Origin of the sequence: Nocardia puris, assembly GCF_036051655.1 — a bacterium.
Classification (GTDB): domain Bacteria; phylum Actinomycetota; class Actinomycetes; order Mycobacteriales; family Mycobacteriaceae; genus Nocardia; species Nocardia puris.
Map to the genome: position 1 here is coordinate 1,173,484 of NZ_CP107943.1, position 21,505 is coordinate 1,194,988.

General features: G+C 68.9%; 27 protein-coding genes. 17 read left to right on the forward strand and 10 right to left on the reverse strand.

Going from position 1 to position 21,505, the window contains the following annotated elements:
* Positions 1 to 60 precede the first annotated feature (60 nt).
* From OHB21_RS05000 to OHB21_RS05030, 7 genes are all read left to right on the forward strand, one after another.
* Positions 61 to 1,620: a FadD3 family acyl-CoA ligase gene (locus tag OHB21_RS05000; RefSeq protein WP_195125288.1), complete on the forward strand. Its 1,560-nt coding sequence runs from the start codon at positions 61 to 63 to the stop codon at positions 1,618 to 1,620.
* Entirely contained in the window at positions 1,620 to 2,507 is an 888-nt protein-coding gene (locus tag OHB21_RS05005; protein WP_067505384.1) for an enoyl-CoA hydratase, read from the forward strand. The genes OHB21_RS05000 and OHB21_RS05005 overlap by 1 nt, the downstream gene beginning before the upstream one ends.
* Positions 2,507 to 3,646, forward strand: coding sequence for an acyl-CoA dehydrogenase family protein (locus tag OHB21_RS05010; RefSeq protein ID WP_067505387.1), 1,140 nt, complete (start codon positions 2,507 to 2,509; stop codon positions 3,644 to 3,646). Before OHB21_RS05005 ends, OHB21_RS05010 begins: the two co-directional genes overlap by 1 nt.
* A 97-nt stretch (positions 3,647 to 3,743) precedes the next feature.
* Positions 3,744 to 4,733, forward strand: a complete 990-nt coding sequence (locus tag OHB21_RS05015; protein ID WP_067505390.1) for an acyl-CoA dehydrogenase family protein — start codon at positions 3,744 to 3,746, stop codon at positions 4,731 to 4,733.
* Positions 4,734 to 4,867: 134 nt separating this feature from the next.
* The gene (locus OHB21_RS05020; RefSeq protein WP_067505393.1) at positions 4,868 to 5,923 is read left to right on the forward strand and encodes an acyl-CoA dehydrogenase family protein; all 1,056 of its coding nucleotides are present in this window, start codon (positions 4,868 to 4,870) and stop codon (positions 5,921 to 5,923) included.
* A 106-nt stretch (positions 5,924 to 6,029) separates the two neighbouring features.
* On the forward strand, positions 6,030 to 6,500 hold the full coding sequence (locus OHB21_RS05025; protein ID WP_195125287.1) for a MarR family winged helix-turn-helix transcriptional regulator: 471 nt from the start codon (positions 6,030 to 6,032) through the stop codon (positions 6,498 to 6,500).
* A complete protein-coding gene (locus tag OHB21_RS05030; RefSeq protein WP_195125286.1) occupies positions 6,497 to 7,741 on the forward strand; it encodes an MFS transporter in 1,245 nt (414 codons plus the stop codon). Before OHB21_RS05025 ends, OHB21_RS05030 begins: the two co-directional genes overlap by 4 nt.
* 131 nt (positions 7,742 to 7,872) lie before the next feature.
* Here the strand turns inward: OHB21_RS05030 and OHB21_RS05035 are convergent, their stop codons facing one another.
* Complete coding sequence (locus OHB21_RS05035) at positions 7,873 to 8,118, reverse strand: DUF5713 family protein (protein WP_324192228.1); 246 nt, start codon at positions 8,116 to 8,118, stop codon at positions 7,873 to 7,875.
* Between OHB21_RS05035 and OHB21_RS05040 the strand changes: the two genes are divergently transcribed.
* Positions 8,056 to 8,808 carry a DUF427 domain-containing protein gene (locus OHB21_RS05040; RefSeq protein WP_195125285.1) on the forward strand — a complete coding sequence of 251 codons (753 nt, stop codon included), beginning with the start codon at positions 8,056 to 8,058 and terminating at the stop codon, positions 8,806 to 8,808. The genes OHB21_RS05035 and OHB21_RS05040 overlap by 63 nt on opposite strands.
* Before the next feature lie 11 nt (positions 8,809 to 8,819).
* Here the strand turns inward: OHB21_RS05040 and OHB21_RS05045 are convergent, their stop codons facing one another.
* Positions 8,820 to 9,077 (reverse strand): Txe/YoeB family addiction module toxin, encoded by a 258-nt coding sequence (locus OHB21_RS05045; RefSeq protein ID WP_067505405.1) that lies wholly within the window; start codon positions 9,075 to 9,077, stop codon positions 8,820 to 8,822.
* Entirely contained in the window at positions 9,074 to 9,382 is a 309-nt protein-coding gene (locus OHB21_RS05050; RefSeq protein ID WP_228790233.1) for a type II toxin-antitoxin system Phd/YefM family antitoxin, read from the reverse strand. Before OHB21_RS05050 ends, OHB21_RS05045 begins: the two co-directional genes overlap by 4 nt.
* Before the next feature lie 98 nt (positions 9,383 to 9,480).
* Here OHB21_RS05050 and OHB21_RS37405 point away from each other — a divergent pair, with 98 nt between their 5' ends.
* A complete protein-coding gene (locus tag OHB21_RS37405) occupies positions 9,481 to 9,684 on the forward strand; it encodes a type II toxin-antitoxin system VapB family antitoxin (protein WP_407675160.1) in 204 nt (67 codons plus the stop codon).
* Positions 9,681 to 10,121, forward strand: a complete 441-nt coding sequence (locus OHB21_RS05060) for a PIN domain nuclease (protein ID WP_067505411.1) — start codon at positions 9,681 to 9,683, stop codon at positions 10,119 to 10,121. The genes OHB21_RS37405 and OHB21_RS05060 overlap by 4 nt, the downstream gene beginning before the upstream one ends.
* A gap of 53 nt (positions 10,122 to 10,174) precedes the next feature.
* On the opposite strand, the gene OHB21_RS05065 is transcribed toward OHB21_RS05060, so the two are convergent.
* Complete coding sequence (locus OHB21_RS05065) at positions 10,175 to 11,092, reverse strand: AraC family transcriptional regulator (RefSeq protein ID WP_195125284.1); 918 nt, start codon at positions 11,090 to 11,092, stop codon at positions 10,175 to 10,177.
* Positions 11,093 to 11,188: 96 nt separating this feature from the next.
* Here OHB21_RS05065 and OHB21_RS05070 point away from each other — a divergent pair, with 96 nt between their 5' ends.
* Together OHB21_RS05070 and OHB21_RS05075 are read left to right on the forward strand one after the other, a co-directional pair.
* Entirely contained in the window at positions 11,189 to 12,226 is a 1,038-nt protein-coding gene (locus OHB21_RS05070; RefSeq protein WP_195125283.1) for a saccharopine dehydrogenase NADP-binding domain-containing protein, read from the forward strand.
* A gap of 51 nt (positions 12,227 to 12,277) precedes the next feature.
* Positions 12,278 to 12,688, forward strand: a complete 411-nt coding sequence (locus OHB21_RS05075) for a cupin domain-containing protein (protein ID WP_067505419.1) — start codon at positions 12,278 to 12,280, stop codon at positions 12,686 to 12,688.
* On the opposite strand, the gene OHB21_RS05080 is transcribed toward OHB21_RS05075, so the two are convergent.
* The gene (locus OHB21_RS05080; RefSeq protein ID WP_084537407.1) at positions 12,689 to 13,021 is read right to left on the reverse strand and encodes a hypothetical protein; all 333 of its coding nucleotides are present in this window, start codon (positions 13,019 to 13,021) and stop codon (positions 12,689 to 12,691) included.
* Positions 13,021 to 14,214, reverse strand: coding sequence for a Rieske 2Fe-2S domain-containing protein (locus OHB21_RS05085; protein ID WP_067505421.1), 1,194 nt, complete (start codon positions 14,212 to 14,214; stop codon positions 13,021 to 13,023). The genes OHB21_RS05080 and OHB21_RS05085 overlap by 1 nt, the downstream gene beginning before the upstream one ends.
* A gap of 198 nt (positions 14,215 to 14,412) precedes the next feature.
* On the opposite strand from OHB21_RS05085, the gene hsaA reads away from it, so the two are divergent.
* From hsaA to OHB21_RS05110, 5 genes are all read left to right on the forward strand, one after another.
* The gene (gene hsaA, locus OHB21_RS05090; RefSeq protein ID WP_067505424.1) at positions 14,413 to 15,576 is read left to right on the forward strand and encodes a 3-hydroxy-9,10-secoandrosta-1,3,5(10)-triene-9,17-dione monooxygenase oxygenase subunit; all 1,164 of its coding nucleotides are present in this window, start codon (positions 14,413 to 14,415) and stop codon (positions 15,574 to 15,576) included.
* On the forward strand, positions 15,576 to 16,460 hold the full coding sequence (hsaD, locus tag OHB21_RS05095) for a 4,5:9,10-diseco-3-hydroxy-5,9,17-trioxoandrosta-1(10),2-diene-4-oate hydrolase (RefSeq protein WP_067505427.1): 885 nt from the start codon (positions 15,576 to 15,578) through the stop codon (positions 16,458 to 16,460). The genes hsaA and hsaD overlap by 1 nt, the downstream gene beginning before the upstream one ends.
* Positions 16,461 to 16,530: 70 nt before the next feature.
* Entirely contained in the window at positions 16,531 to 17,436 is a 906-nt protein-coding gene (gene hsaC / locus OHB21_RS05100; protein ID WP_067505595.1) for an iron-dependent extradiol dioxygenase HsaC, read from the forward strand.
* 19 nt (positions 17,437 to 17,455) lie between these two features.
* A complete protein-coding gene (hsaB, locus tag OHB21_RS05105; RefSeq protein WP_067505430.1) occupies positions 17,456 to 18,037 on the forward strand; it encodes a 3-hydroxy-9,10-secoandrosta-1,3,5(10)-triene-9,17-dione monooxygenase reductase subunit in 582 nt (193 codons plus the stop codon).
* Positions 18,038 to 18,175: 138 nt separating this feature from the next.
* Positions 18,176 to 19,447, forward strand: coding sequence for a threonine/serine exporter family protein (locus tag OHB21_RS05110; RefSeq protein ID WP_195125282.1), 1,272 nt, complete (start codon positions 18,176 to 18,178; stop codon positions 19,445 to 19,447).
* 130 nt (positions 19,448 to 19,577) lie between these two features.
* Here OHB21_RS05110 and OHB21_RS05115 read toward each other — a convergent pair whose 3' ends face one another.
* The 4 genes from OHB21_RS05115 to OHB21_RS05130 form a co-directional block, all read right to left on the reverse strand.
* The gene (locus tag OHB21_RS05115) at positions 19,578 to 20,345 is read right to left on the reverse strand and encodes an SDR family oxidoreductase (RefSeq protein WP_195125281.1); all 768 of its coding nucleotides are present in this window, start codon (positions 20,343 to 20,345) and stop codon (positions 19,578 to 19,580) included.
* 54 nt (positions 20,346 to 20,399) lie between these two features.
* Positions 20,400 to 20,726, reverse strand: a complete 327-nt coding sequence (locus OHB21_RS05120; RefSeq protein WP_067505440.1) for a helix-turn-helix domain-containing protein — start codon at positions 20,724 to 20,726, stop codon at positions 20,400 to 20,402.
* A gap of 167 nt (positions 20,727 to 20,893) precedes the next feature.
* Positions 20,894 to 21,103 (reverse strand): type II toxin-antitoxin system RelE/ParE family toxin, encoded by a 210-nt coding sequence (locus tag OHB21_RS05125; protein ID WP_324192221.1) that lies wholly within the window; start codon positions 21,101 to 21,103, stop codon positions 20,894 to 20,896.
* 56 nt (positions 21,104 to 21,159) lie between these two features.
* Positions 21,160 to 21,489, reverse strand: coding sequence for an ArsR/SmtB family transcription factor (locus tag OHB21_RS05130; RefSeq protein ID WP_067505443.1), 330 nt, complete (start codon positions 21,487 to 21,489; stop codon positions 21,160 to 21,162).
* Positions 21,490 to 21,505: the final 16 nt, after the last annotated feature.

The window sequence follows — 21,505 nt, forward strand, 5'->3', positions numbered from 1 at the left end:
CAAGCACTTGCTTTGTAAGGTGTGGACGACAGGCGCACTCGAACCGGTGAGGAACACCCCGTGACAACCCCTGCACAGACGACACCGCTGGCGCTGCACGATGCCGCGCGGTCCTTCGGCACGGCCCCCGCGCTGGCCGACGGCGATGTCCGGCTGGATTGGAACCAGCTGCTCGCCGCCGTCCAGCAGACGGCGCGCGCGCTCGTCGCGCGCGGCGTGCGGCCCGGCGACCGGGTGGCCATGTGGGCGCCCAACACCCACCACTGGGTGATCGCCGCGCTGGCCGCGCACTACGCGGGGGCGGCGCTGGTGCCGTTGAACACCCGCTATGTGGCCGACGAAGCCGCCGACGTGCTCTCCCGCGTCCACGCGAAGGCGTTGTTCATCGCGGGAACGTTCCTCGGTCGCGACCGGCTCAGCGAATTGCGCACGGCGGCGCCCGAATTGGGTATCGACACCATCGTCGTGATTCCGGTCGAGCCGGACAGCGCTGTCGTGAGCGATGATCCTTCGGTACTCAATTGGTCCGATCTGGCGGCCGTCGCAGAACCGGTGTCGGTGGAGGAAACCGAGCACATCGCCGCATCGGTCACCCCCGACGACATCTCCGACATCCTTTTCACCTCGGGCACCACCGGCCGCAGCAAGGGAACGCTCGTCGCGCACCGGCAGGCGCTGTCGGTCGTCCGCGCGTGGGCCGAGTGCACCACCCTGAACAGCGACGACCGCTACCTGGTGGTCAGCCCGTTTTTCCACAACTTCGGGTACAAGGCGGGCATCCTCGCGTGCCTGGTCACCGGCGCGACCATCATCCCGCAGGCCACCTTCGACGTGCCGCAGACGATGCGCCTGGTCGGCCGCGAGAAGGTCACGGTGCTGCCCGGCCCGCCCACCATCTACCAGACCATCCTCGACTTTCCCGACCGCGATGCCTACGACCTGAGCTCCCTGCGGATCGCCGTGACCGGCGCGGCCACGGTGCCGGTGGTGCTGGTCGAGCGGATGCGCTCGGAACTCGAATTCGACGTCGTCATCACGGGTTACGGGCTCTCCGAGGCCGCGGGCTTCGGCACCATGTGCCGCGCCGACGACGACGCCGAGACCATCGCCACCACCTGCGGCCGCCCCATCGCCGGTTTCGAGTTGAAACTCGGCGACGCCGGCGAGGTACTGCTGCGCGGGCCGAACGTCATGCTCGGCTACCTGGACGATCCGGAGGCCACCGCCGAGGCCATCGACGCCGAGGGCTGGCTGCACACCGGCGACGTCGGCACCCTGGACGAACGCGGCTACCTGAAGATCACCGACAGGCTCAAGGACATGTACATCTCCGGCGGGTTCAACGTCTACCCGGCCGAGGTGGAGCAGGCGCTCGCGCGGCTGGACGGCGTGGCCGAATCGGCGGTGGTCGGCGTGCCCGACACCCGGATGGGCGAGGTGGGCAAGGTCTTCGTAGTGCGCAAGCCCGGTGCGACGCTCACCGAGGACCAGGTGCTCACGCACGCGGGGTCGGTGCTGGCCAATTTCAAGGTGCCGCGCTTCGTCGAGTTCCGCGACCAGCTGCCCTACAGCGCCGCGGGCAAGGTGCTCAAGCGTCAACTACGTGAGGAGAAGTCCTGATGACAGACCAGCACGCCGGGGTTCCGGACGAGGGCGAGGTCGTCACCTACGAGCGGCGCGGCCGGATCGCGATCGTCACGCTGAACCGGCCCGGCTACCGCAACGCGCAGAACTCGGTGATGACCTACGCCCTCGACGCCGCCTTCGAGCGCGCCGTCGAGGACGACGAAGTGGGCGTGATCGTGTTGGCGGGCAACGGAAAACACTTCAGCGCCGGCCACGACATCGGCACGCCCGGCCGCGACCACCACGTGCGCTACCCGAACAAGGCCACGCTGTGGTGGGACCACGTCGACAAGGCGGGCGGCGACCAGCGTTTCGCGCGCGAGACCGAGGTGTACCTCGGCATGTGCCGCCGCTGGCGCGAAATCCCCAAGCCCACCATCGCGATGGTGCAGGGCGCGTGTATCGCGGGCGGGCTCATGCTCGCCTGGGTGTGCGATCTGATCATCGCCTCCGACGACGCCTTCTTCTCCGATCCCGTGGTGCGGATGGGCATTCCGGGCGTGGAGTACTTCGCGCACCCGTGGGTGATGGGTCCGCGCGCGGCCAAGGAGTTCCTGTTCACCGGCGACCGGTTCGGCGCGGCGCAGGCCAAGGAGTGGGGGATGGTGAACCGCGTCGTGCCGCGCGACCAGCTCGAGGCCGAGACCCTGGCGCTGGCCGAGAAGATCGCCGCCATGCCGCGTTTCGGGCTCGCGCTCACCAAGAAGGCGGTGAACCAGGCCGAGGACCTGATGGGGATGCGCACCGGCATGGACTCGGTGTTCGGCCTGCACCACTTCGCGCACGCGCACAACGCCGAGGTCGGCGCGGATTCCCTCGGCGGCATGAACGCCAAGACCATGAAGGCCGCGAGCGCGGCCGAGCAGAACGGGACGACGTAGTGGATCTGGATCTGGACGCGGCGGCACGGGATTTCCAGCGGGAGGTCCGCGCCTTCCTGGCCGCCGAAAAACCCTCGGCCCCTTTGCCTTCCATGGACACCAAGGCCGGGTTCGAAGCGCATCGCGACTGGGAGCGCACGCTGGCCGACGCCCGGTTCTCGGTGGTGTCGTGGCCGCGCGAATACGGCGGACGCGACGCGTCGCTGCTCGAGTGGGTGCTGTTCGAGGAGGAGTACTACGCCGCGGGCGCGCCGGGACGGGTCAGCCAGAACGGCATCTTCCTGCTGGCCCCAACCCTTTTCGAACACGGCACACCAGAACAGCTGGCGCGGATCATGCCTCGTATGGCGCGCGGTGACGACATCTGGGCCCAGGCGTGGTCAGAGCCGGAGGCGGGCAGCGATCTGGCCGGTATCCGGTCGACGGCGCGGCGCGCCGAGGGCGGCTGGCTGCTGAGCGGGCAGAAGACCTGGAGTTCGCGAGCGGCGTTCGCGGACTGGGCATTCGGACTGTTCCGCAGCGATCCGGAGGCCGAGCGCCACAAGGGCCTGACCTACGTGATGTTCCCGCTCACCGCCGAAGGCGTATCGGTGCGGCCGATTCCGCAGCTCGACGGCGAGCCCGGCTTCGCCGAGATCTTCCTCGACGACGTGTTCGTCCCCGACCGTGACGTGATCGGCGCGCCCGGTGAAGGCTGGCGGGTGGCCATGAGCACGTCCAGCAACGAGCGCGGGCTCTCGCTGCGCAGCCCGGGGCGCTTCTGCGCGACCGCGCGCCGGTTGACCGACCTGTGGCTCGAATCCGGTGATACCGCGAATACTGCGCAGCGTGACGCCGTGGTGGACGCCTGGGTGCGCAGCGAGGCGTACCGGCTGCACACGTTCGGCACGGTCACCCGGCTGAACGAGGGCGGCAAGCTGGGCGCGGAATCGTCCATCACCAAGGTGTTCTGGTCGGAGCTCGACATCGACCTGCACGAAACCGCCTTGGACATCCTGGGTTCGGCCGCCGAACAGGCGGGCCGGTGGACCGACGGCTACCTGTTCTCCCTCTCGGGCCCGATCTACGCGGGCACCAACGAGATCCAGCGCAACATCATCGCCGAGCGCCTGCTGGGACTGCCGAGGGGTGGGCGATGAGAGACCGGACATCCCCGAACAACCGTCCGCTGACGGGCCGCACCAGACCCGCACCACACCCCGAGCCGCGGCTCGGACGACCCACGGGGGCACGCCGATGAGATTCGCACTCAGCCCGGAACAGCTCGATTTCGCCGCCAGCGTGCGCAAATTGCTCGACGCGGGCCGAACACCCGCCGCGGTGCGCGCGTGGGCGAGTGGCGACACCGGCCCGGGACTCGCCCTCGCCCGTCAGTTGGCGGAGGCCGGGGTGTTCGGGCTCGGGATCGCCGAGGAACACGGCGGGGTCGGCGCGGAACCGATCGACCTCGTGGTCGCGTTCCTCGAGATCGGCCGCGCCGCCGCACCGGGGCCGCTGGTGGAGACCGCCGCCGCGATACCCGCTCTGCTGCAAGCGCTTCCGGAGCCGGACCGATGGTTGCCCGCGATCGCCGAGGGCACCCTCGGCACGGTCGCGCTCGGCGGCGAACACCTCGCGCTGGACGCCGATATCGCGAACCCGGTGCTGATCGTGGACGGCGCTCGCGTCACGCTCGGCGAGGTCGGCGAGCCGGTGCGCTCGGTCGATCCGGCGCGCAGGCTGTTCCGCCTCACGCCGGGCGCGGTGGTCGCGGAGGGCGACACCGTCGCCGAGGCGGGGGCGCTCGCGTTCGACACCGGCGCGCTGGCGGCCGCCGCCCAACTGCTCGGCGCGGGCCGCGCGCTGTTGCACGCCGCCACCGAATACGCCAAGCAGCGCAAGCAGTTCGGCAAGCCGATCGGTGAATTCCAGGCGGTGAAGCAGAAGCTCGCCGACGTCCTCATCGCGCTCGACCTCGCCGAACCCCTGCTGTTCCGCGCCGCCCTCACCCTGGCCGAACCGACCCGCGCCCGCGACGTGTCCGCGGCTGCCCTGGCCTGCGCCGATGCCGCGCACACCGCGGCCCGCGCGGCGCTCCAGGTACACGGGGCCATCGGCTACACGGCCGAATACGACCTCTCGCTCTGGTTGACGAAGGTGACCGCCCTCCAGTCCGCCTGGGGGACAGCCGATTTCCACCGGGGCCGCATCGCCGCAGCGCTGCGCGCGGAACGGGGGTCGGCGTGAGGAACCTTCGCGTCGCCCGAGGTGCGCGATGAGCTGGGGTGCGTCGCTGGGCGGCGACGCGTCGGCCTTCCGCTGGTCGGCGTGGACGGCGACCGAGTGCGAGACCACTGAGACCGAGAGCCGTGAGGTGACCCATGACCACGACTGAACAGCGGGAACTGATCGCCTCGGTGCGCGGCCTGCTCACCAAGCACGCCGGGCGCGACGCGCTGCGGGCCGCGATGGAGACCGACCTGGGCTACGACCCGAAGCTGTGGCGGCTGCTGTGCGAGCAGATCGGCGTGGCGGGCCTGGCGATTCCCGAGGAGTACGGCGGGTTCGGCGCATCCTTGGCCGAATCCCTGTTGGTGGTGGGCGAATTGGGCCGCGTGCTGGCCGGTGTGCCGATGCTCGGCTCGGCCGTGCTCGGCGCGCGGGCGATCCTGCTCTCCGGTGATGCCGAGGCCTGCGCGCGCCTGCTGCCCGGCGTCGCCGAGGGCACCACGACGGTGGCCGTGTGCTGGGCCGGCGCCGACGGCTGGGACGAGCCCGGCGTCCACAGCGACGGCGAAAAGCTCGACGGCACCGCCCATTACGTGCTCGACGGCGCGCACGCCCACACCCTGATCGTCGTCACCGACGCGGGACTGTTCGAGGTCTCCCCCGACGCATCCGGCGTCACCCGCCGCGCCGTCGCGACGATGGACCCCACCCGCAAACTCGCCGAGATCACCTTCGAGGGCGTCAACGGCCGCGCGCTCGGCACCGCCGATCCGGCGGCCACCATCGCCCGGCTGCGCGAAACCGCCTGGGCCGCAGTGGCCGCCGAACAGGTCGGCGCCGCCGAGCACTGCCTCGCCATGACGGTCGAGTACACGAAATCCCGGGTCCAGTTCGGCCGCCCCATCGGCAGCTTCCAAGCCCTCAAGCACCGCATGGCCGATATGTACGTGCTCGCGGAGTCGGCGACATCCACCGCCCGGGCCGCCGCCACGGCGGTCGCCGAATCCCTGCCCTCGGCCGCCGAGGACGTGTGGGCCGCCCGCCGCCACTGCTCGGAGGCGATCACCGCGATCACCGCCGAGACCGTCCAGCTCCACGGCGGCATCGCGATCACCTGGGAGCACGACGCCCACCTCTACTTCAAGCGCGCCCACGCCACCACCGAACTCTTCGGCACCCCACCACGTCCGCTGGCTCACTCTGCCTAGCGGTCCCGCGGACGCCCCGGCCTTCCTCCTTCTCGGCCGGGGCGTTCGCCGTGTCGTGGCCCACCTCACGCGATTTAGATAGTTAGCTTATGTAATAATAATCTGCGTGCAGCGGGCCCCAGTGAACTCAGCGGACGACATCGTGGTCGACATCCTCGTCACGGCGGGCAGGCTGACCCGGCTGGCCGGGGTGATCAGCGACGACGACCTCCCGCGCGCCGTGCTGCGAGCCCTCGCGGTGCTCGACGAACACGACGCGCTGCGGGTCAGCGAATTCGCCAGGATCGACCGATGCTCACAGCCCGCGGCAACGGCGCTGCTCGGCAAGCTCGTCGACGAAGGATTCGCGACGCGGACCAAGGACCCGGACGACTCCAGGGCCGTCCTGGTCACCCTCACCCCGGCCGGACGTGAACGGCTGGCCAGGGCGCGCGCCGCCTACGGCGCCGCCCTGGTCGCCCGGCTCGCCGACTTCGATGTCGAACGACTCGCGCGAATGGAAACCGATCTGAACGAACTGCTGGAAGCGCTGAAGAAGACCGCGCCCCGGCACTATCCGTCGAGGGAAAACCGATGAGCACGTTGACCACATCCCGCGCCGACGCCGGCGCGTCCGCATCCGCCAAACAGCCGAAGGCCGTGTGGGCCGTCGCGTTCGCCAGCGTGATCGCCTTCATGGGGATCGGGCTGGTGGATCCGATTCTCAAGCCGATCGGTGAGCAACTGAACGCCTCGCCGTCCCAGGTGTCGCTGCTGTTCACCAGCTACATGCTGGTCACCGGCCTCGCCATGCTGGTGACGGGTGTGGTGTCGAGCCGGTTCGGCGCGAAGAAGACGCTGCTGGCGGGTCTGGCCATCATCGTGGTGTTCGCGGCGCTGGCGGGTCTGTCCGATACGGTCGCCCAGATCGTCGGCTTCCGCGCGGGCTGGGGTCTGGGCAACGCGCTGTTCATCGCGACCGCGCTGGCCACCATCGTCGGAGCGGCCAGCGGCGGCGTGGCGCGCGCCATCATCCTGTACGAGGCGGCGCTGGGCATCGGCATCGCGACCGGGCCGCTGGTCGGCGGCCTGCTCGGCGGAATCAGCTGGCGCGGGCCGTTCTTCGGCGTGTCCGTGCTGATGGCCATCGCGTTCGTCAGCATCGTGGTGCTGCTGCCCGAGAGCCCGAAGCCCGCGCACCCCACGTCGATCACCGCGCCGTTCAAGGCGCTGCGGCACCGCGGACTGCTGGTCGTGAGCCTCACCGCGCTGCTCTACAACTTCGGCTTCTTCACTCTGCTGGCCTACACACCGTTCCCGCTCGATATGGGCACGTACGCGATCGGCTTCATCTTCTGCGGCTGGGGTGTGCTGCTGGCCGTCGCTTCGGTGTTCCTCGCGCCGCGTTTGCAGCGGCGGTTCGGGACGCTGCCGATGATGGTGCTGTCGCTGGCGCTGTTCGCCGCCGACCTGGCCGTGATGGCGATGTTCGCCGAGAGCAAGGCGGTGCTGATCGCGGGCACCGTGATCGCCGGCCTGTTCCTCGGCGTGAACAACACGCTGATCACCGAGGCCGTGATGATCTCGGCGCCCGTGGAGCGGTCGACCGCCTCGGCCGCCTACAGCTTCGTCCGGTTCGCCGGCGGCGCCGCGGCGCCGTGGCTGGCGGGCAAGCTCGGCGAGCACATGGTCGCCCTGCCGTTCTGGGTGGGTGCGGTCTGCACCGCCGGGGCCGTGCTGGTGCTGATCGCCGGACGCACCGCCCTCGCCCACATCGACGATCACGATCCGGCGCCGCACAGCGTGGAGGAGGCGCAGGCGATCACCGTCGGCGACTGAGCGCGGTTCTTTCCCGCCGGGCTCGCGATACGCGAGCCCGGCGGTTGTCTGTGACGGGCGGCCCGCTCGCCTGGTGCGGACCCGATATGGGCCGCAGGCCCCGACTGCCCGGCGCCTATAGCCGCAGTCCGCTACCAGTCGCGGGGTGCGATCAGTTCCTCGATATCGGCGTCGGCGAAGCCGTAGGCGTCGGCCACGAACCAGAACTCCTCGGCGATGGCTTCGCGGGCTACCGTTTCGATCTCGCTGCCCGCCGCGGCGAAGTCGTCCTGCAGGTCGTTGAACTCCTCAGCGGCGGCGTACCGTCGAGAAGTATGACCGAGGAGCAGCGCGGGCGCGTGAAGGTCGCGAGCAGTCAGAAGCGGGTCCGGGCCTATCTGAGTGGGCGCCTGGTGGCCGACACCGCGCGACCGGTGCTGGTGTGGGAAGTTCCGTACTACCCGACGTATTACATCCCCGCCGAGGACGTGCGCGCCGAGCTGAAGCCGAACGGTGCGACGGTGCGCTCCCCCAGCCGCGGCGACGGCGTGGTGCACGACGTGACCGTCGACGGCGTGACGGCCGACGGTGCGGCGCTGCGCCACCCGGACTCCCCGCTGCCCCAGTTGCGGGATCTGGTGCGCCTGGACTGGAACGCCATGGACGAGTGGTTCGAGGAGGACGAGCCGGTCTACGTGCACCCGCGCGATCCGTACTCGCGCGTCGACATCCTCGCCAGCTCCCGCCACGTGCGCGTGGAGATCGACGGCGTGACGGTCGCCGACTCCCATTCACCCCGCATCCTCTTCGAAACCGGCCTCCCCGCACGGTATTACCTCCCACTGACCGACATCCGCATGGACCTGCTCCACCCCTCCGAAACCCACTCCCAATGCCCCTACAAGGGAACCGCCGACTACTGGACCGCCCACATCAACGGCACCGACCACCCCGACATCGTCTGGACCTACCGCGCCCCCTTCCCGGAAAGCCAGAAGATCGCCGGCCTCGCCTGCTTCTACAACGAAAAAGTAGACATCTGGATCGACGGCGTCCTCGAACCCCGCCCCACCACCCCCTTCAGCTGACCCGCTACCACTCACTCGTAGTGGTAGCGGCAAGCGACGATCACCACCGTGTCGCCTTCGATCGCGTAGACGATCCGGTGTTCGGAGGTAACACGTCGTGACCAGTATCCAGCCAGATCGTGCCGCAGCGGCTCGGGCTTACCGATCCCCTCGTAGCCGTTACGGCCGATGTCCTCGCTCAGGCGATTGAGCCGCCTGAGCGTCTGCTTGTCATGAACCTGCCACCACAGGTACTCCGCCCACGCGGACGGAGTGAAGGTGATCCTCACTCCGACGGGCTCTCGTCGACCTCGATCAGCTCGTGTGGAACCGCTTCACCCGCACGGTGTTCGGCGATGGATCGCATCAAATGGCGCGCGTTCGCGGCGTTCCCGAGCAGATGCGCCGTCTCCTTCAACGCCTCGTACTCGCGCAGCGAGATGACCACCGCGGACTCACGACCCGCTCGCGTGATCACCACTTCCTCGAGGTCGTCGGTGACACTGTCGAGAACCGCTGCCAGGTTGGCCCGCGCTTCCGTAATGCTGATCGGCCGCGTGCACCCACTGTACGTAATCGCGTACATCGAAACCATGACTCTCCCCCTTCTGTCAACCATCCACCCGTCCGTATATCTTCACTGATACAGTTGATATACGTCAAGATATCCGGAGGTGGGCAATGGCGCGGACCGTGATCGACCTGGACGACCAGCTGGTCGCCGATGTGTCCAAGGAACTGGGGACCAGCACGAAGAAGGACACCGTGCACGCGGCGTTGCGGGAAGTGCTCGAATCGCGCCGCCGCGCACTGGCTTTGACGCGCATCCAAGATGCGGTGGCCGACGGCGCATTCGATCTCGACGCGCTCGAGCACAAGCGTGATTACCGTCGGTGAGTGCCGCGCGGTTCCTGATCGACACCAGTGCGCTGGTCCCGATCATGCGCCAGGACCCGTCGGTCTTCGCGTGGCAGCGCGCGGCGGTCGCGGGCCTGATCGCGCTGTGCCCGATCGTCGAACTCGAGTTCTTCCGCAGCGCACGCTCCGGCGCCGACCGTGCCCGCGCGATCGAGGACATGCGACTGATCTTCGGGTGGGAGCCGATCGATGACCGCGCCTTCGAGCGAGCGTGGGAAGTCCAAGCCGAGCTGACGGCCCGCGGCATGCACCGCGGCGCAGGCCCGGTCGACCTGGTGCTCGCCGCGACGGCGGAACTGCGCGGTCTCACCCTCCTGCACCGCGACCACGACTTCGACCACATCGTCGCCGTCACCGGTCAGCCGCACCGCTGGCTCACCACCGGCGACAACCTGCCCGAACCAGACCGCCATTAACGGGTCGGCTCGAATTCCACCGCCACAACAGGAGTTGTCCGCGATCACCACCATCACACCGCCATCAGCGGCGTCGAAGCTTCGGGGCGGCGATACCTCCCGGGCGCTCGGCCGTACCGGCGTTTGAACGCTTTGGCGAACGCGAATTCCGAGGTGTAGCCGACCTTTCGGGCGATGGCGCCGAGAGGCGCGTCGGTGTCGCGGAGCAAGCGGGCGGCGGTCAGCAGGCGCCAGCGCGTGACGTAGGCGAGCGGCGGTTCGCCGATGGTCGCGCCGAAGCGCCGGGCCAGGGTGGCGCGAGAGACTCCCGCCACGGCGCTCAGGTCGGCGATGGTCCAGGCGCGCGCCGGGTCCTCGTGCACGGCGCGCAGCGCGGCCGCCACCGCTGGGTCGGCGAAGGCGCCCGCCCACCCCGTCGGCCGATCCGACGTACGCTCCTCGAACCAGGCGCGCAGCAGGAACAGCAGCATGGTCTCGAGCAGCGCGGGCACCGCGGCGTCACTGCCCTGGCGCGGCTCCCCCACCTCGGCGGCGAGCAGGTCGATCGCCGCTCGCAGCGCCGGATGCCGCCCCGGCCGCGCGGGAAAGTGGAGAAACTCGGGCAGTTCGTCCAACAGCGGATGCGAGCGCTGCATGCCGAGTTCGTAAGCGCCGCAAAGTAGTTCGGTACGCAACCCGGGACCTGAACGTTCGCGGGGCTCGCCGGGCCGAGCGACCTCGGTCACCGGCGTGTCGAGCCCGTCGAGCAGATCGTGATCCGCCCCGCGCGGCATGAACACCACATCACCCGCTCCGAGCTCGATCGGCGCGCCGCTCGGCGGCACCAGCCAGCACGAACCGCGCAGCACCACATGGAAGCTCGCGCCAGGCACCACCGGATACCGCCGCCCCCACGGCGCGTGCCGGACGAACATACCGGACGCCGGATGCCCGGTCCGGATCGCGGCGATGGTCTCGCTCAAGATATCCACACCGCTCACGATACGCGCATCGCGTGAGTGTTCAAGACATGATTGTGAGTATTTGAGCCATTCAAAAGCTCGACGCACGGTCATAAATTCGTCCTCATGACAACGCAGAACCCCACCATCGCCGTCTACGGCCCCACCGGCCATACCGGCGGCTACATCCTCGCCGACCTGCACCGCCGCGGCGCCACCCCGATCCTGGTGGGCCGCAGCGAATCCCGCCTCCGTCAGGCCGCCCACGCGGCGGGCCTCACCGACCCCGACATCCGCGTCGCCACACTCGACGACCACCGCGCCCTCCTCACCGCCTTCACCGGCGCCGACGCCGTGATCAGTTCCCTCTCCGCCTACGTCGACAACGGCGCCCCCGTGGTGCGCGCCGCCATCGAGGCGGGCGCGCACTACACCGACCTCTCCGGCGAACAGGTCTTCCTCAGGCAGGTCCTGGACGAGAGCCCCGCGGCGGAGGCGGCGGGCGTCACCCTCGTCCCGGGCGCCACCGACAACAACGTGCCCGCCGACCTGCTCGCCCACCTCGTCGCCCGCCGCCTCGACGGCCCGGCCGACCTGGTGATCAGCCACCACAGCAAGAGCGGCGGCAACGGCTCGAAGGGCAGCGCCGCAACGGTGTTCGCGAGCCTGGACTGGTTCCGCACGGGCGGCTGGCACTACGCGGACGGCGCGCTGAGCACCGGCCCGTCCGACCGCACCGAACTCACCCTGCCCGGTGCCGAATCCCCCATCCCCGTAGGAAAATTCCCGCAGCCGCCGGTCGTCACCGTCCCCCGCCACTCCGAGGTCGCCTCGGTGACGGGCGTGCTCTCCAGCGCCATCCTCGCCACCCTCGGCTCGTTCACCGAGGAGCTCATCGCGCAGCTCCCCGACGCTCCGGACGCCGACCTGCGCTACGACGTGATCGTGGACGCCCACGGCCCGGACCGCACGGTCCGCGGCGTGTTCAGCGGCCTCGACTCCTACCGCGACACCGCCCTGCTCGCCGTCGAGATCGCGGTGCGCCTGGCCCGCGGCGGCGCGAAGCCCGGCGCGCTCGCCCCGGCCGAACTCGTCGACCCCGCCGCATTCCTCGACAGTCTCGCGACGTACGGCCTGAGCTGGCGCATCGAAGAACCCCGCTGACACGCCCGCCTTCACCTCGCGCCGGCGCGGCGTACCCGGCATAGTCGCGGGATGACCGACGAACGCCCGCCTTTGGCCGAAGCCCTGGATCTGCAACCGCATCCGGAAGGCGGCTGGTACCGCCAAACATGGCGTAGCCCGGTGGAATTCGATCCACCGGGCTACGCGGGCAAGCGGTCGGCCGGCACGGCGATCTACTTCTTGCTGATGCCGGACGAGCGGTCCGCACCGCACACCGTGGTCTCGGACGAGCTGTGGTTGTGGCATCGGGGCGGCCCGCTCGCGCTCGATATCGGCGGTGAGGAGGTCATCCTCGGACCCGATATCGAGCGCGGTCAGGTGTTGCAGGCGGTGGTGCCGGGCGGGACCAGCCAGTCGGCCCGCCCCCTCGGTGCGGAGTACGTCCTCGTGAGCTGCATAGTCTCGCCGGGGTTCGAGTTCGCCGACTTCCGCCTCGACTGACTACTTCGGCACCTCGATGACGCCTTCGTCCACGGCCCATTTGATGGTCTTGTCCAACTGCGGGCACGACTCCGGCCGTCCAGGGGCATTGCCGTTCGCGCACAATTTCGCGAACACCGGGCAGTGGGTCTGGGGAGGTTCCTTCCACTGCACGGAGGTCTGGTGCGAACTGGACTTGCGCACCAGCACCTCCGCACTGCACGACTGACACCGCAGCGGCGTCAGCCCCTCCTCCAGATAGTGGCGCTTGTCGACCACGGTCTGGGCCTGCACCGCCGCCCGCCGGGCGGGCTGATCGGCGAAATCCGGCGCTTTGGCCCAGGTCGCGGCCATCAGACACCGGCCTCCGCTTCGGCGGCCGCGTCGGCCTCGGCCTTGCGCCGCAGGTTCTCGGCGACCTCGGCCTCCCACGCCTCGTTGGCCTTGGTGGTGTCCACCTCGAACTCGAAGCGCTGGGTCATCTTCTCGGTCACCTCGGCCGCGTCCACGTAGAACTGGTCGTACCAGCGGCGCAGCTGGTAGACCGGTCCGTCCTCCTCGCACAGCAGCGGATTCTCGACCTTGGACTTGTGCTTCCAGATCTCCACGTCCTGGAGGAATCCGACGCTGATGCCCTCGGTCATCTTCTCGGCCAGCTTGTCGGCCATCTCGCCGTCGACGCCCTTGGGCTTCTCCAGCGTGATGCCCCACTGCAACACGAACGAATCCTGCGTCACCGGGTAGTGGCAGTTGATCAGGACGCTCTTGACCTCGTAGCCGCTGTAGATGTTGATCAAAGGGTTGATCATGTACGACGGCCCGAAGTACGACGCCTCCGATTTCAGCAGCGTGTCGCCCCCGTACTTCGACGCCATGCCGATGTCGGGCCTGCCCTTGGTCTCCAGGAACTGGGTGGCGATATGCCCCTCGAAGACGTTCTTGAAGTACGTCGGGAACGCGAAGTGGATGTAGAAGAAGTGGGCCATGTCCACCACGTTGTCGATGATCTCGCGGCAGTTGGCGCCCTCGATGAGCATCGAGTTCCAGGTCCAGTCCGTCCACCCGCTGTCCAGCTCTTCGCTGGGGCTGCCGTCGGCGGTGGTGTAGGGGCCCTCGATGTGCGGAATGGTGATCTCCGGCGGGGGCGGGTTGTTCTCGTGGTCGTGCCAGACGAACAACTGCCCGTTGCGTTCGAGGGTGATCCACTTGCGCGTGCGCGCCAGCGGCGGCACCCGCCGCGCGTAGGGGATCGCGGTGCATTTGCCCGTGGTGCCCGACCAGCGCCAATCGTGGAACGGGCAGGCGATGTCGTCGCCCTTGACCTCGCCCATGCTCAAATCGCCGCCCATATGCCGGCAGTAGGCGTCGAGCACCCGCAGCTCACCGCTGCCGTCGGCCCAGATCACCAGCTTGGTGCCGAACACGTTGACCGCGTGCGGCTTCCCGTCGCGGTAGGTCTTGGCCAGACCGAGGCAATGCCATCCCCTCGCGTAACGGGTCGGCGCGGAGCCCACATCGAGCTCGCGGACCTTCGGGGTAACAGCCATCGCGCTTCCTCCTCCTTCGGTACTAGAACACGTTACAAAAATGTCGCGTTCCATGCCAGCGATTCCGGCCACTTCCTGCACGGGCCCATCCACGACCTGGGATGAACACAGGTTCTCGACATAAATAAGAACCTGTTCTAGTCTCAGAGGCAAATGAGTACCGGTTACCAATCCGACCAGGCAGGAGCAGGTCCCGAGATGACGCAAGAAGTGACCGAGCGGATCGAAGCGCTGTTGCCGACCCTGCGCGAGCGCGCGCAGGAGACCGAGAACCTGCGCCAGATCCCCGAGGAATCCATCAAGGCGCTCCAGGCGGCTGGCTTCTTCCGGCTACTCCAGCCCAAGCAGTGGGGCGGACTGGCCGCCGACCCGGTCGTCTTCTACGACACGGTCCGCAAGATCGCCTCCGCCTGCGGCTCCACCGGATGGGTCGCGGGCATCATCGGCGTGCACAACTGGCACCTCGCCCTGTTCGATCAGCAGGCCCAGCAGGACGTGTGGGGTGAGGACAACGAGGTCCGCATCTCCTCGTCCTACGCCCCGATGGGCGCGGGCACCGTGGTGGACGGCGGCTACCGGGTGAGCGGCTCGTGGGCCTGGTCGTCGGGGTCGGGTCACGCCGACTGGACCTTCGTGGGCGGCCCGGTGATCAAGGACGGCAAGCCCGTCGATTTCGGCAGCTTCCTCATCCCGCGCTCGGACTACGAGATCGACGACGTCTGGCACGTGGTCGGCCTGCGCGGCACCGGTTCCAACACGCTCGTGGTGAAGGACGTCTTCGTGCCCCGGCACCGCTTCCTGAGCATGCGGACCATGAACGAGCTGAAATCGCCGGGCCTGGAACAGAACACGGACCCCGTGTACAAGATGCCGTGGGGCACCATCCATCCCACCACCATCTCCACGCCGATCGTCGGCATGGCCTACGGCGCGTACGCCGCGCACGTCGAGCACCAGGGCAAGCGGGTGCGCGCCGCCTACGCCGGCGAGCAGGCCAAGGACGATCCGTTCACCAAGGTGCGCGTGGCCGAGGCGTCCAGCGATATCGACGCCGCGTGGCGCCAGCTCTCGGGCAACGTGGCCGAGGAATACGCACTGTTGCGGGCGGGCAAGGAAGTTCCGTTCGACCTGCGGGTGCGGGCGCGTCGCGATCAGGTGCGCGCCACCGGGCGGGCGATCGCGTCGATCGACAAGCTGTTCGAGGCGTCGGGCGCGACCGCGCTGGCCGACAGCACTCCGCTGCAACGGTTCTGGCGCGACGCGCACGCGGGCCGGGTGCACGCGGCCAACGATCCCGAGCGCGCCTACGTCATGTACGGCACCCACGAGTTCGGCCTGCCGGTCACCGACGGGATGGTGTGATGACCGCGACCGAGGAACTCACCTACGAATCCACCTCGCGCTACGCGCAGGTGCGCCCCGACCTGAAGCTGCACTACCACGAGGCGGGCACCGGCAACGGGCCCACCATCGTGCTGCTGCACGGCGGCGGGCCGGGCGCGTCGTCGTGGTCGAACTTCGCGCGCAATATCCCGGTGCTGGCGCGGCACTTCCACGTGCTCGCCGTCGACCAGCCGGGGTTCGGCGAGTCCGACAAGCCCGTCGACCATCCGCAGTACTTCTCGCACTCGGCCTCGGCGCTGAAGGATCTGCTCGACCACCTCGGCGTCACCGAACGCGTACACCTGCTGGGTAATTCGCTGGGCGGCGGCGCGGCGGTGCGGTTCGCGCTGGACTACCCCGACCGCGCGGGGCGGCTCGTGCTGATGGGGCCCGGCGGGCTCAGCGTCAACGCGTTCGCGCCCGATCCCACCGAGGGCGTGAAGTTGCTGTCGCGCTTCAACTTCGAGCCCACCAGGGCGAATCTCGAAGCGTTCCTGCGGATCATGGTGTTCGACCAGAAGCTGATCACCGAGGAACTGATCGACGAGCGGTTCGCCTCGGCGAACACGCCGGAGTCGCTGGCCGCGACCCGCGCGATGGGTAAGTCGTTCTCCGGACCCGATTTCGAGCTCGGCATGCTCTGGCGCGACGCCTACAAGCTGCGTCAGCCGGTGCTGCTCATCTGGGGCCGCGAGGACCGGGTCAACCCGCTCGACGGCGCGATCCTGGCGACGAAGATGATCCCGCGCGTGCAGCTGCACGTGTTCGGCGGCTGCGGGCACTGGGCGCAGCTGGAGAAGTTCGACGAATTCAACCGGCTGGCAACGGACTTCCTGTCCGGGAGCGGCAAGGAGCGCCGATGAGCGACACTCGCGCAGCCGCACTTCGGCGCGACCGGGCGGGGACGCCGGCGCAGATTCAGGAGAAATGACCATGGGCATTCGATCGCTCGGCTACCTGCGCATCGAGGCCACCGATATGGCGGCCTGGCGCGAATACGGCCTCAAGGTGCTCGGCATGGTGGAGGGCAAGGGCGGCGACCCGAATGCTCTCTACCTGCGCATGGACGAGTTCCCGGCGCGACTGGTGATCGTGCCCGGCGAGCACGACCGGCTCCAGGTCTCCGGCTGGGAGACCGCCAACGCCGGAGAGCTGCAAGACATCCGGGACCGGCTCGACGCCGCGGGCGTGCCCTACAAGGAGGGCAGCGCGGCCGAGAAGGCCGACCGGCGCGTCTACGAGCTGATCCGGTTCGAGGACCCGTCCGGCAACACGCTCGAGGCGTTCCACGGTGTGGCGCTGGAACATCGGCGGGTGGTGAGCCCCTACGGGCACCGGTTCGTCACCGAGGAGCAGGGACTCGGGCACGTGGTGCTCAGCACCTCCGACGACGCGGCCGCGCTGACCTTCTACCGCGACGTGCTCGGCTTCCGGCTGCGCGACTCCATGCGGCTGCCACCGCAGATGGTGGGCAGGCCCGCCGACGGCGAACCGGCCTGGTTGCGGTTCTTCGGCTGCAACCCGCGCCACCATTCGCTGGCGTTCCTGCCGATGCCGACGCCGAGCGGGATCGTGCACCTCATGCTCGAGGTCGAGAACGCCGACGACGTGGGCCTGTGCCTGGACCGGGCGCTGCGCCGGAAGGTGAAGATGTCGGCCACGCTCGGGCGGCACGTGAACGACAAGATGCTCTCGTTCTACATGAAGACCCCCGGCGGATTCGACGTCGAATTCGGTTGCGAGGGACTGGAAGTCGACGATCACGACTGGATCGCGCGGGAATCCACCGCGGTGAGCCTGTGGGGTCACGACTTCACGGTCGGCCAGCGGCAGCAGTGACACGCGACGAGGTACGGAGATGGACGTGACCACCGAGGCGAATCCCGAGATCGATCCGCGCCGGTTCCGCAACGTGCTGGGGCAGTTCTGCACCGGGATCACGGTGATCACCACCTTCGACGAGGCGGGCGCGCCCGTCGGGTTCGCCTGCCAGTCGTTCGCGGCGCTCTCGCTGGAGCCGCCGCTGGTGCTGTTCTGCCCCACCAAGGCGTCGCGCTCGTGGGCGGCGATCGAGAAGTCGGGGCGGTTCTGCGTCAACATCCTCGCCGAGGAACAGCAACCCGTCTGCGCGCGCTTCGGCTCCCGCGAATCCGACAAGTTCGCCGGAATCGACTGGCGCGCTTCGGACCTGGAGCTCCCGCTCCTGGACGACGCGCTGGCCACCATCCAGTGCACCGTGGACAGCGTCGTCGACGGCGGCGATCACTACATCGTGATCGGCCGCGTGCGGGCCCTGTCGGAGTCCACGGACTCCGGCAGGCCCCTGCTCTTCTACCGGGGGCAGTACACGGCGATCGAACCGGAGAAGACCACACCGGCCCCGTGGCGCGCCGACCTCGAGCACTTCCTTACCACCACCACGCTCGACACCTGGTTGTGAGCGCGGGGACTCCGCTCGGGTGGTGAATCCTCACCGATCCGCGCCGAGGCGGGTGTCGTTCCAGGAAGAACCCGGCGGGTACGCGATCGTGCGGCGTGGTGCGCATACCTCGCGGCCGTCCGGCTCTAGATTCGGCGCATGGGCGAGGACGAGCGGCGGCGGACGTGGGCGTCGCTGGATTTCCTGGTCAAGCTCGCGACCGCCATGCTCGAATCCGGGTACGCGACCGATCCGATGACGCAGACCGTGCGGTTGTGCGGGGCGGCGATGGGGTTGGAGCGGATCACCGTGGTGGGGATCGGGCGCACCGTCACCCTCGAATACCTGTGCGCCGACGGGCAGGCGCTCACCAGGACGGCGGCCGCCTCGACCATCGACGCCTTCGACTGCGACCGGATGAAGCGGTTGAAGAACGTGGCGCGCGAGGTGACCCTCTCCGGGACCGACCCCGACACCGCGCGGCGGATGCTCGCCGACGCCGAGCGCGGACCGCTGCCGTGGCCGTGGTGGTTCCTGCCGTTCGGAGGTTCGCTGCTGGCGCTGTGCATCGCGCTCCAAGTGGGCGGCACGGCCAAGGCCGCGGTGGCCGCCGCCGTCGTGCTCCCGCCGGTATACGCGCTGGGGCGCGGACTCGGGCGGCTGGCGATACCGCGCCTCTACGGCGTGGCCGTACAGACCGCGTTCGCGGCCGCGCTGGGCGGGCTGCTGCACGTGGCGGGCGCGATCACACTGACCGACACGGCGGTGCTCATCGCCACCAACTGGGTGCTGCTGGTGCCGATGCCGCAGCTGGTGTCCACCGCCATCGACGCGGTCAGCTCCGACGGGGTCGCCGCGCTGGCTCGGGCGGCGTCGGCGCTGCTCGTGGTCGGCGGGATCACATTGGGCGGCGCGCTGGTTCTGGCCTTCTCGCAACGCTTTTCGTTCGGCGATCCGATCGATCCCACGCTGCCGCAGCTGTCGCTCCGGCTGGCGATCGGGTTCTCGATCCTCGGCGCGCTCGGCAACGCGGTCTTCAACGGCGGCGGGCGCGATCTGCTACTGCCCGCGGCCGGAGCCGGACTGCTGACGGCCGCCGTCAACCAGACCCTCATCCACGCGGGCAACATGCCGTCGGAGTGGTCCGGCCCGATCGCCGCGGCCGCCCTCGGTTTCGCCGCCGCCGCGTGCTCCGACCTGCTGCGCCTGCCCATGACCGCACTGGCCCTCGTCGGCATCACCGGCGCCCTTCTCCCCGGTCTCATCGTCTACCAGGGGCTGGTCATCGAACTCTTCCACACCTCGGGCGTGGGCTACTTCGTCCGCGCCTTCGCCGTCTGCGTGGGCCTCGGCGTCGGCGCGGCACTCGGCGTGATCCTGTACGTCCTGTTCCGCCGAATCCCCCTGCCGCGGAGACGAGCGGGCGGCTGAGTGTTGTTCGGCCGGCCGGTCTTTCGGGCCGGAGCGACGTCTCGGTGGGTCTCCGCTCCGCAGCCGCCCCCTGTCGCGACTGCGGAGCGGAGTTCGAGCACCGGTTGAATTCTATTGGGTCGCTAGGGGTTCAGGATCGGCCGAAGTAAACGTCGGAGGGATTTCCGGCGACGTATTCCGACCAGGTGCGGGTGCCGTCGGCGTGGTCGGGGCAGGTGTTGCGGCCCTCGCGGTAGGCGCGGGCGATGCGGCCGGGGAGTGGGGTGCGCAGGATGCGGCGGGGGCCGGGGCGGGAGGCGCGCCAGGTTTGCGCCAGTTCGGCGAGGGTGAAGACCTCCGGGCCGCCGATGTCGGGAGCGCGGCCCAGGGGCTGGCCGGCGATGAGGTCGGCGATGCGGGCGGCGACGTCCTCGGTGGCGACCGGCTGGAAGCGGAAGTCGGTGGGCAGCGGGGCGATCGGCCAGCGCTCCACGGCGCGCAATACCGCGCCGATCAGCTCGTGGAACTGGGTGGCGCGCAGAATCGTATGCGGCACAGCGCTTTTCAGCACCAGATTCTCGCAGGCGACTTTGTTCCGGTAGTACCGCAGCGGGAAATGCTCGATGCCGACGATCGACACGTACAGGAAGTGCCCGACAGATCCCGACGCGGCCAGCAGGTTCTCGGTCTGCTTCGGATCCAGCCGCCCCGACTTCCGGAAATCACTGGCCGCGTGGATCACCGAATCCACCCCGTCGACCGCCGCGGCCAAACCCTCCCCCGTCGTCAGATCCCCCACGTGCGTCCCCGCGCCCGCCCGCCGCGACAGCACCCGAACCTCGTGCCCCTTCGCCCGCAGCAATGGCACGATCTGTCTGCCCAACGCCCCGGTCCCACCCACCACAAGAACATTACTCATGAGTAACTCCTACTCCGCGAGCACCGCCCCGCACAAGAAGCCACCCGAACGCCCTCATGCCGCACGGTGATGCGGCACCAACTCCACCCGAGAATCATCCTCGTCGATGGCGATATTGAGCGAAGCGTCCAACGCGCGAGCCAGCTTCGCCAGCAGGGGCAGAGTCGGCACCGCGTCGGAACCCTCGATCCGCGAAATCTTGGCCTGCGTCAGCCCGGCACGCTCGGCCAGCTCGGCCTGCGTGAGCCCGAGTTCGGTACGTCGCACATAGATGGCCTCGGCCAGCGCCATGGCGAGCCGGATCTCGGCCCGAACCTCCGCGACAGCTGACGCTTCGGCCGAAGCATCCCCGCGCAATCCGGTCCAACGGGTATGTGGCATCACAACTCTCCTCGGTCGATCACACGAATGAATTCGTCGTGCGCACGCCCATGCTCGGCTTCGCACGTCATTCGCGCCTTGATAGCTCGTTTCACCTCCGCGTCTTCACGGTCCTTCGTCTTTCTGAAGGTAGGGAGAAGCACAATCGTCCGATCAGGCCTGAACCATTAGGTGATCCGAATCGCAGCACCGTCGATGGTCGGCCGTAGTTCACGAACCCCGTCGCCGAGATATCGAGAGAACGGCTCGCCCAACGTTGTCGCGCGGTCGGCGAGCAACCCGACGTATTCCTCCACTTTGAGGAAGTGCTTGGCCGGCAACGACTCCAGCCAGACCCGAACCTCCGGTTCGATCTCGATCGAATACAGCGGATCCACAAACCGAGCATATATGTCGTTGACGACATATCAGCCAGCCCGGGGCTGCCCGCTCCTCAAGGGGCAGGCGGCGAAGCAATCCCTTCTCCGCCGGCAGCCGCCAGCAGGGCGGGGAGGAGGCCGGGGAAGCGGGCTTCTAGGTCTTCGTGACGGAGGGAGAGGTGGTGCTCGCGGCCGGCGATGATCTGGCGGATGACGCCGGCGTCGCGCAGGACGCGCCAGTGGTGGGTGAGGGTGGATTTCGCCATGCCGGGCAGGATCGAGCCGCAGGTGTGTTCGGCGCCGTCGGCGAGGGTGGCCAGGATGCGCAGGCGGACCGGATTGCCCAGGGCGGCCAGGACGTTCGCCAACTGGATCTGGTCGCGGTCCGGATGATTCGCCAACATGACGCTCACGATAGCT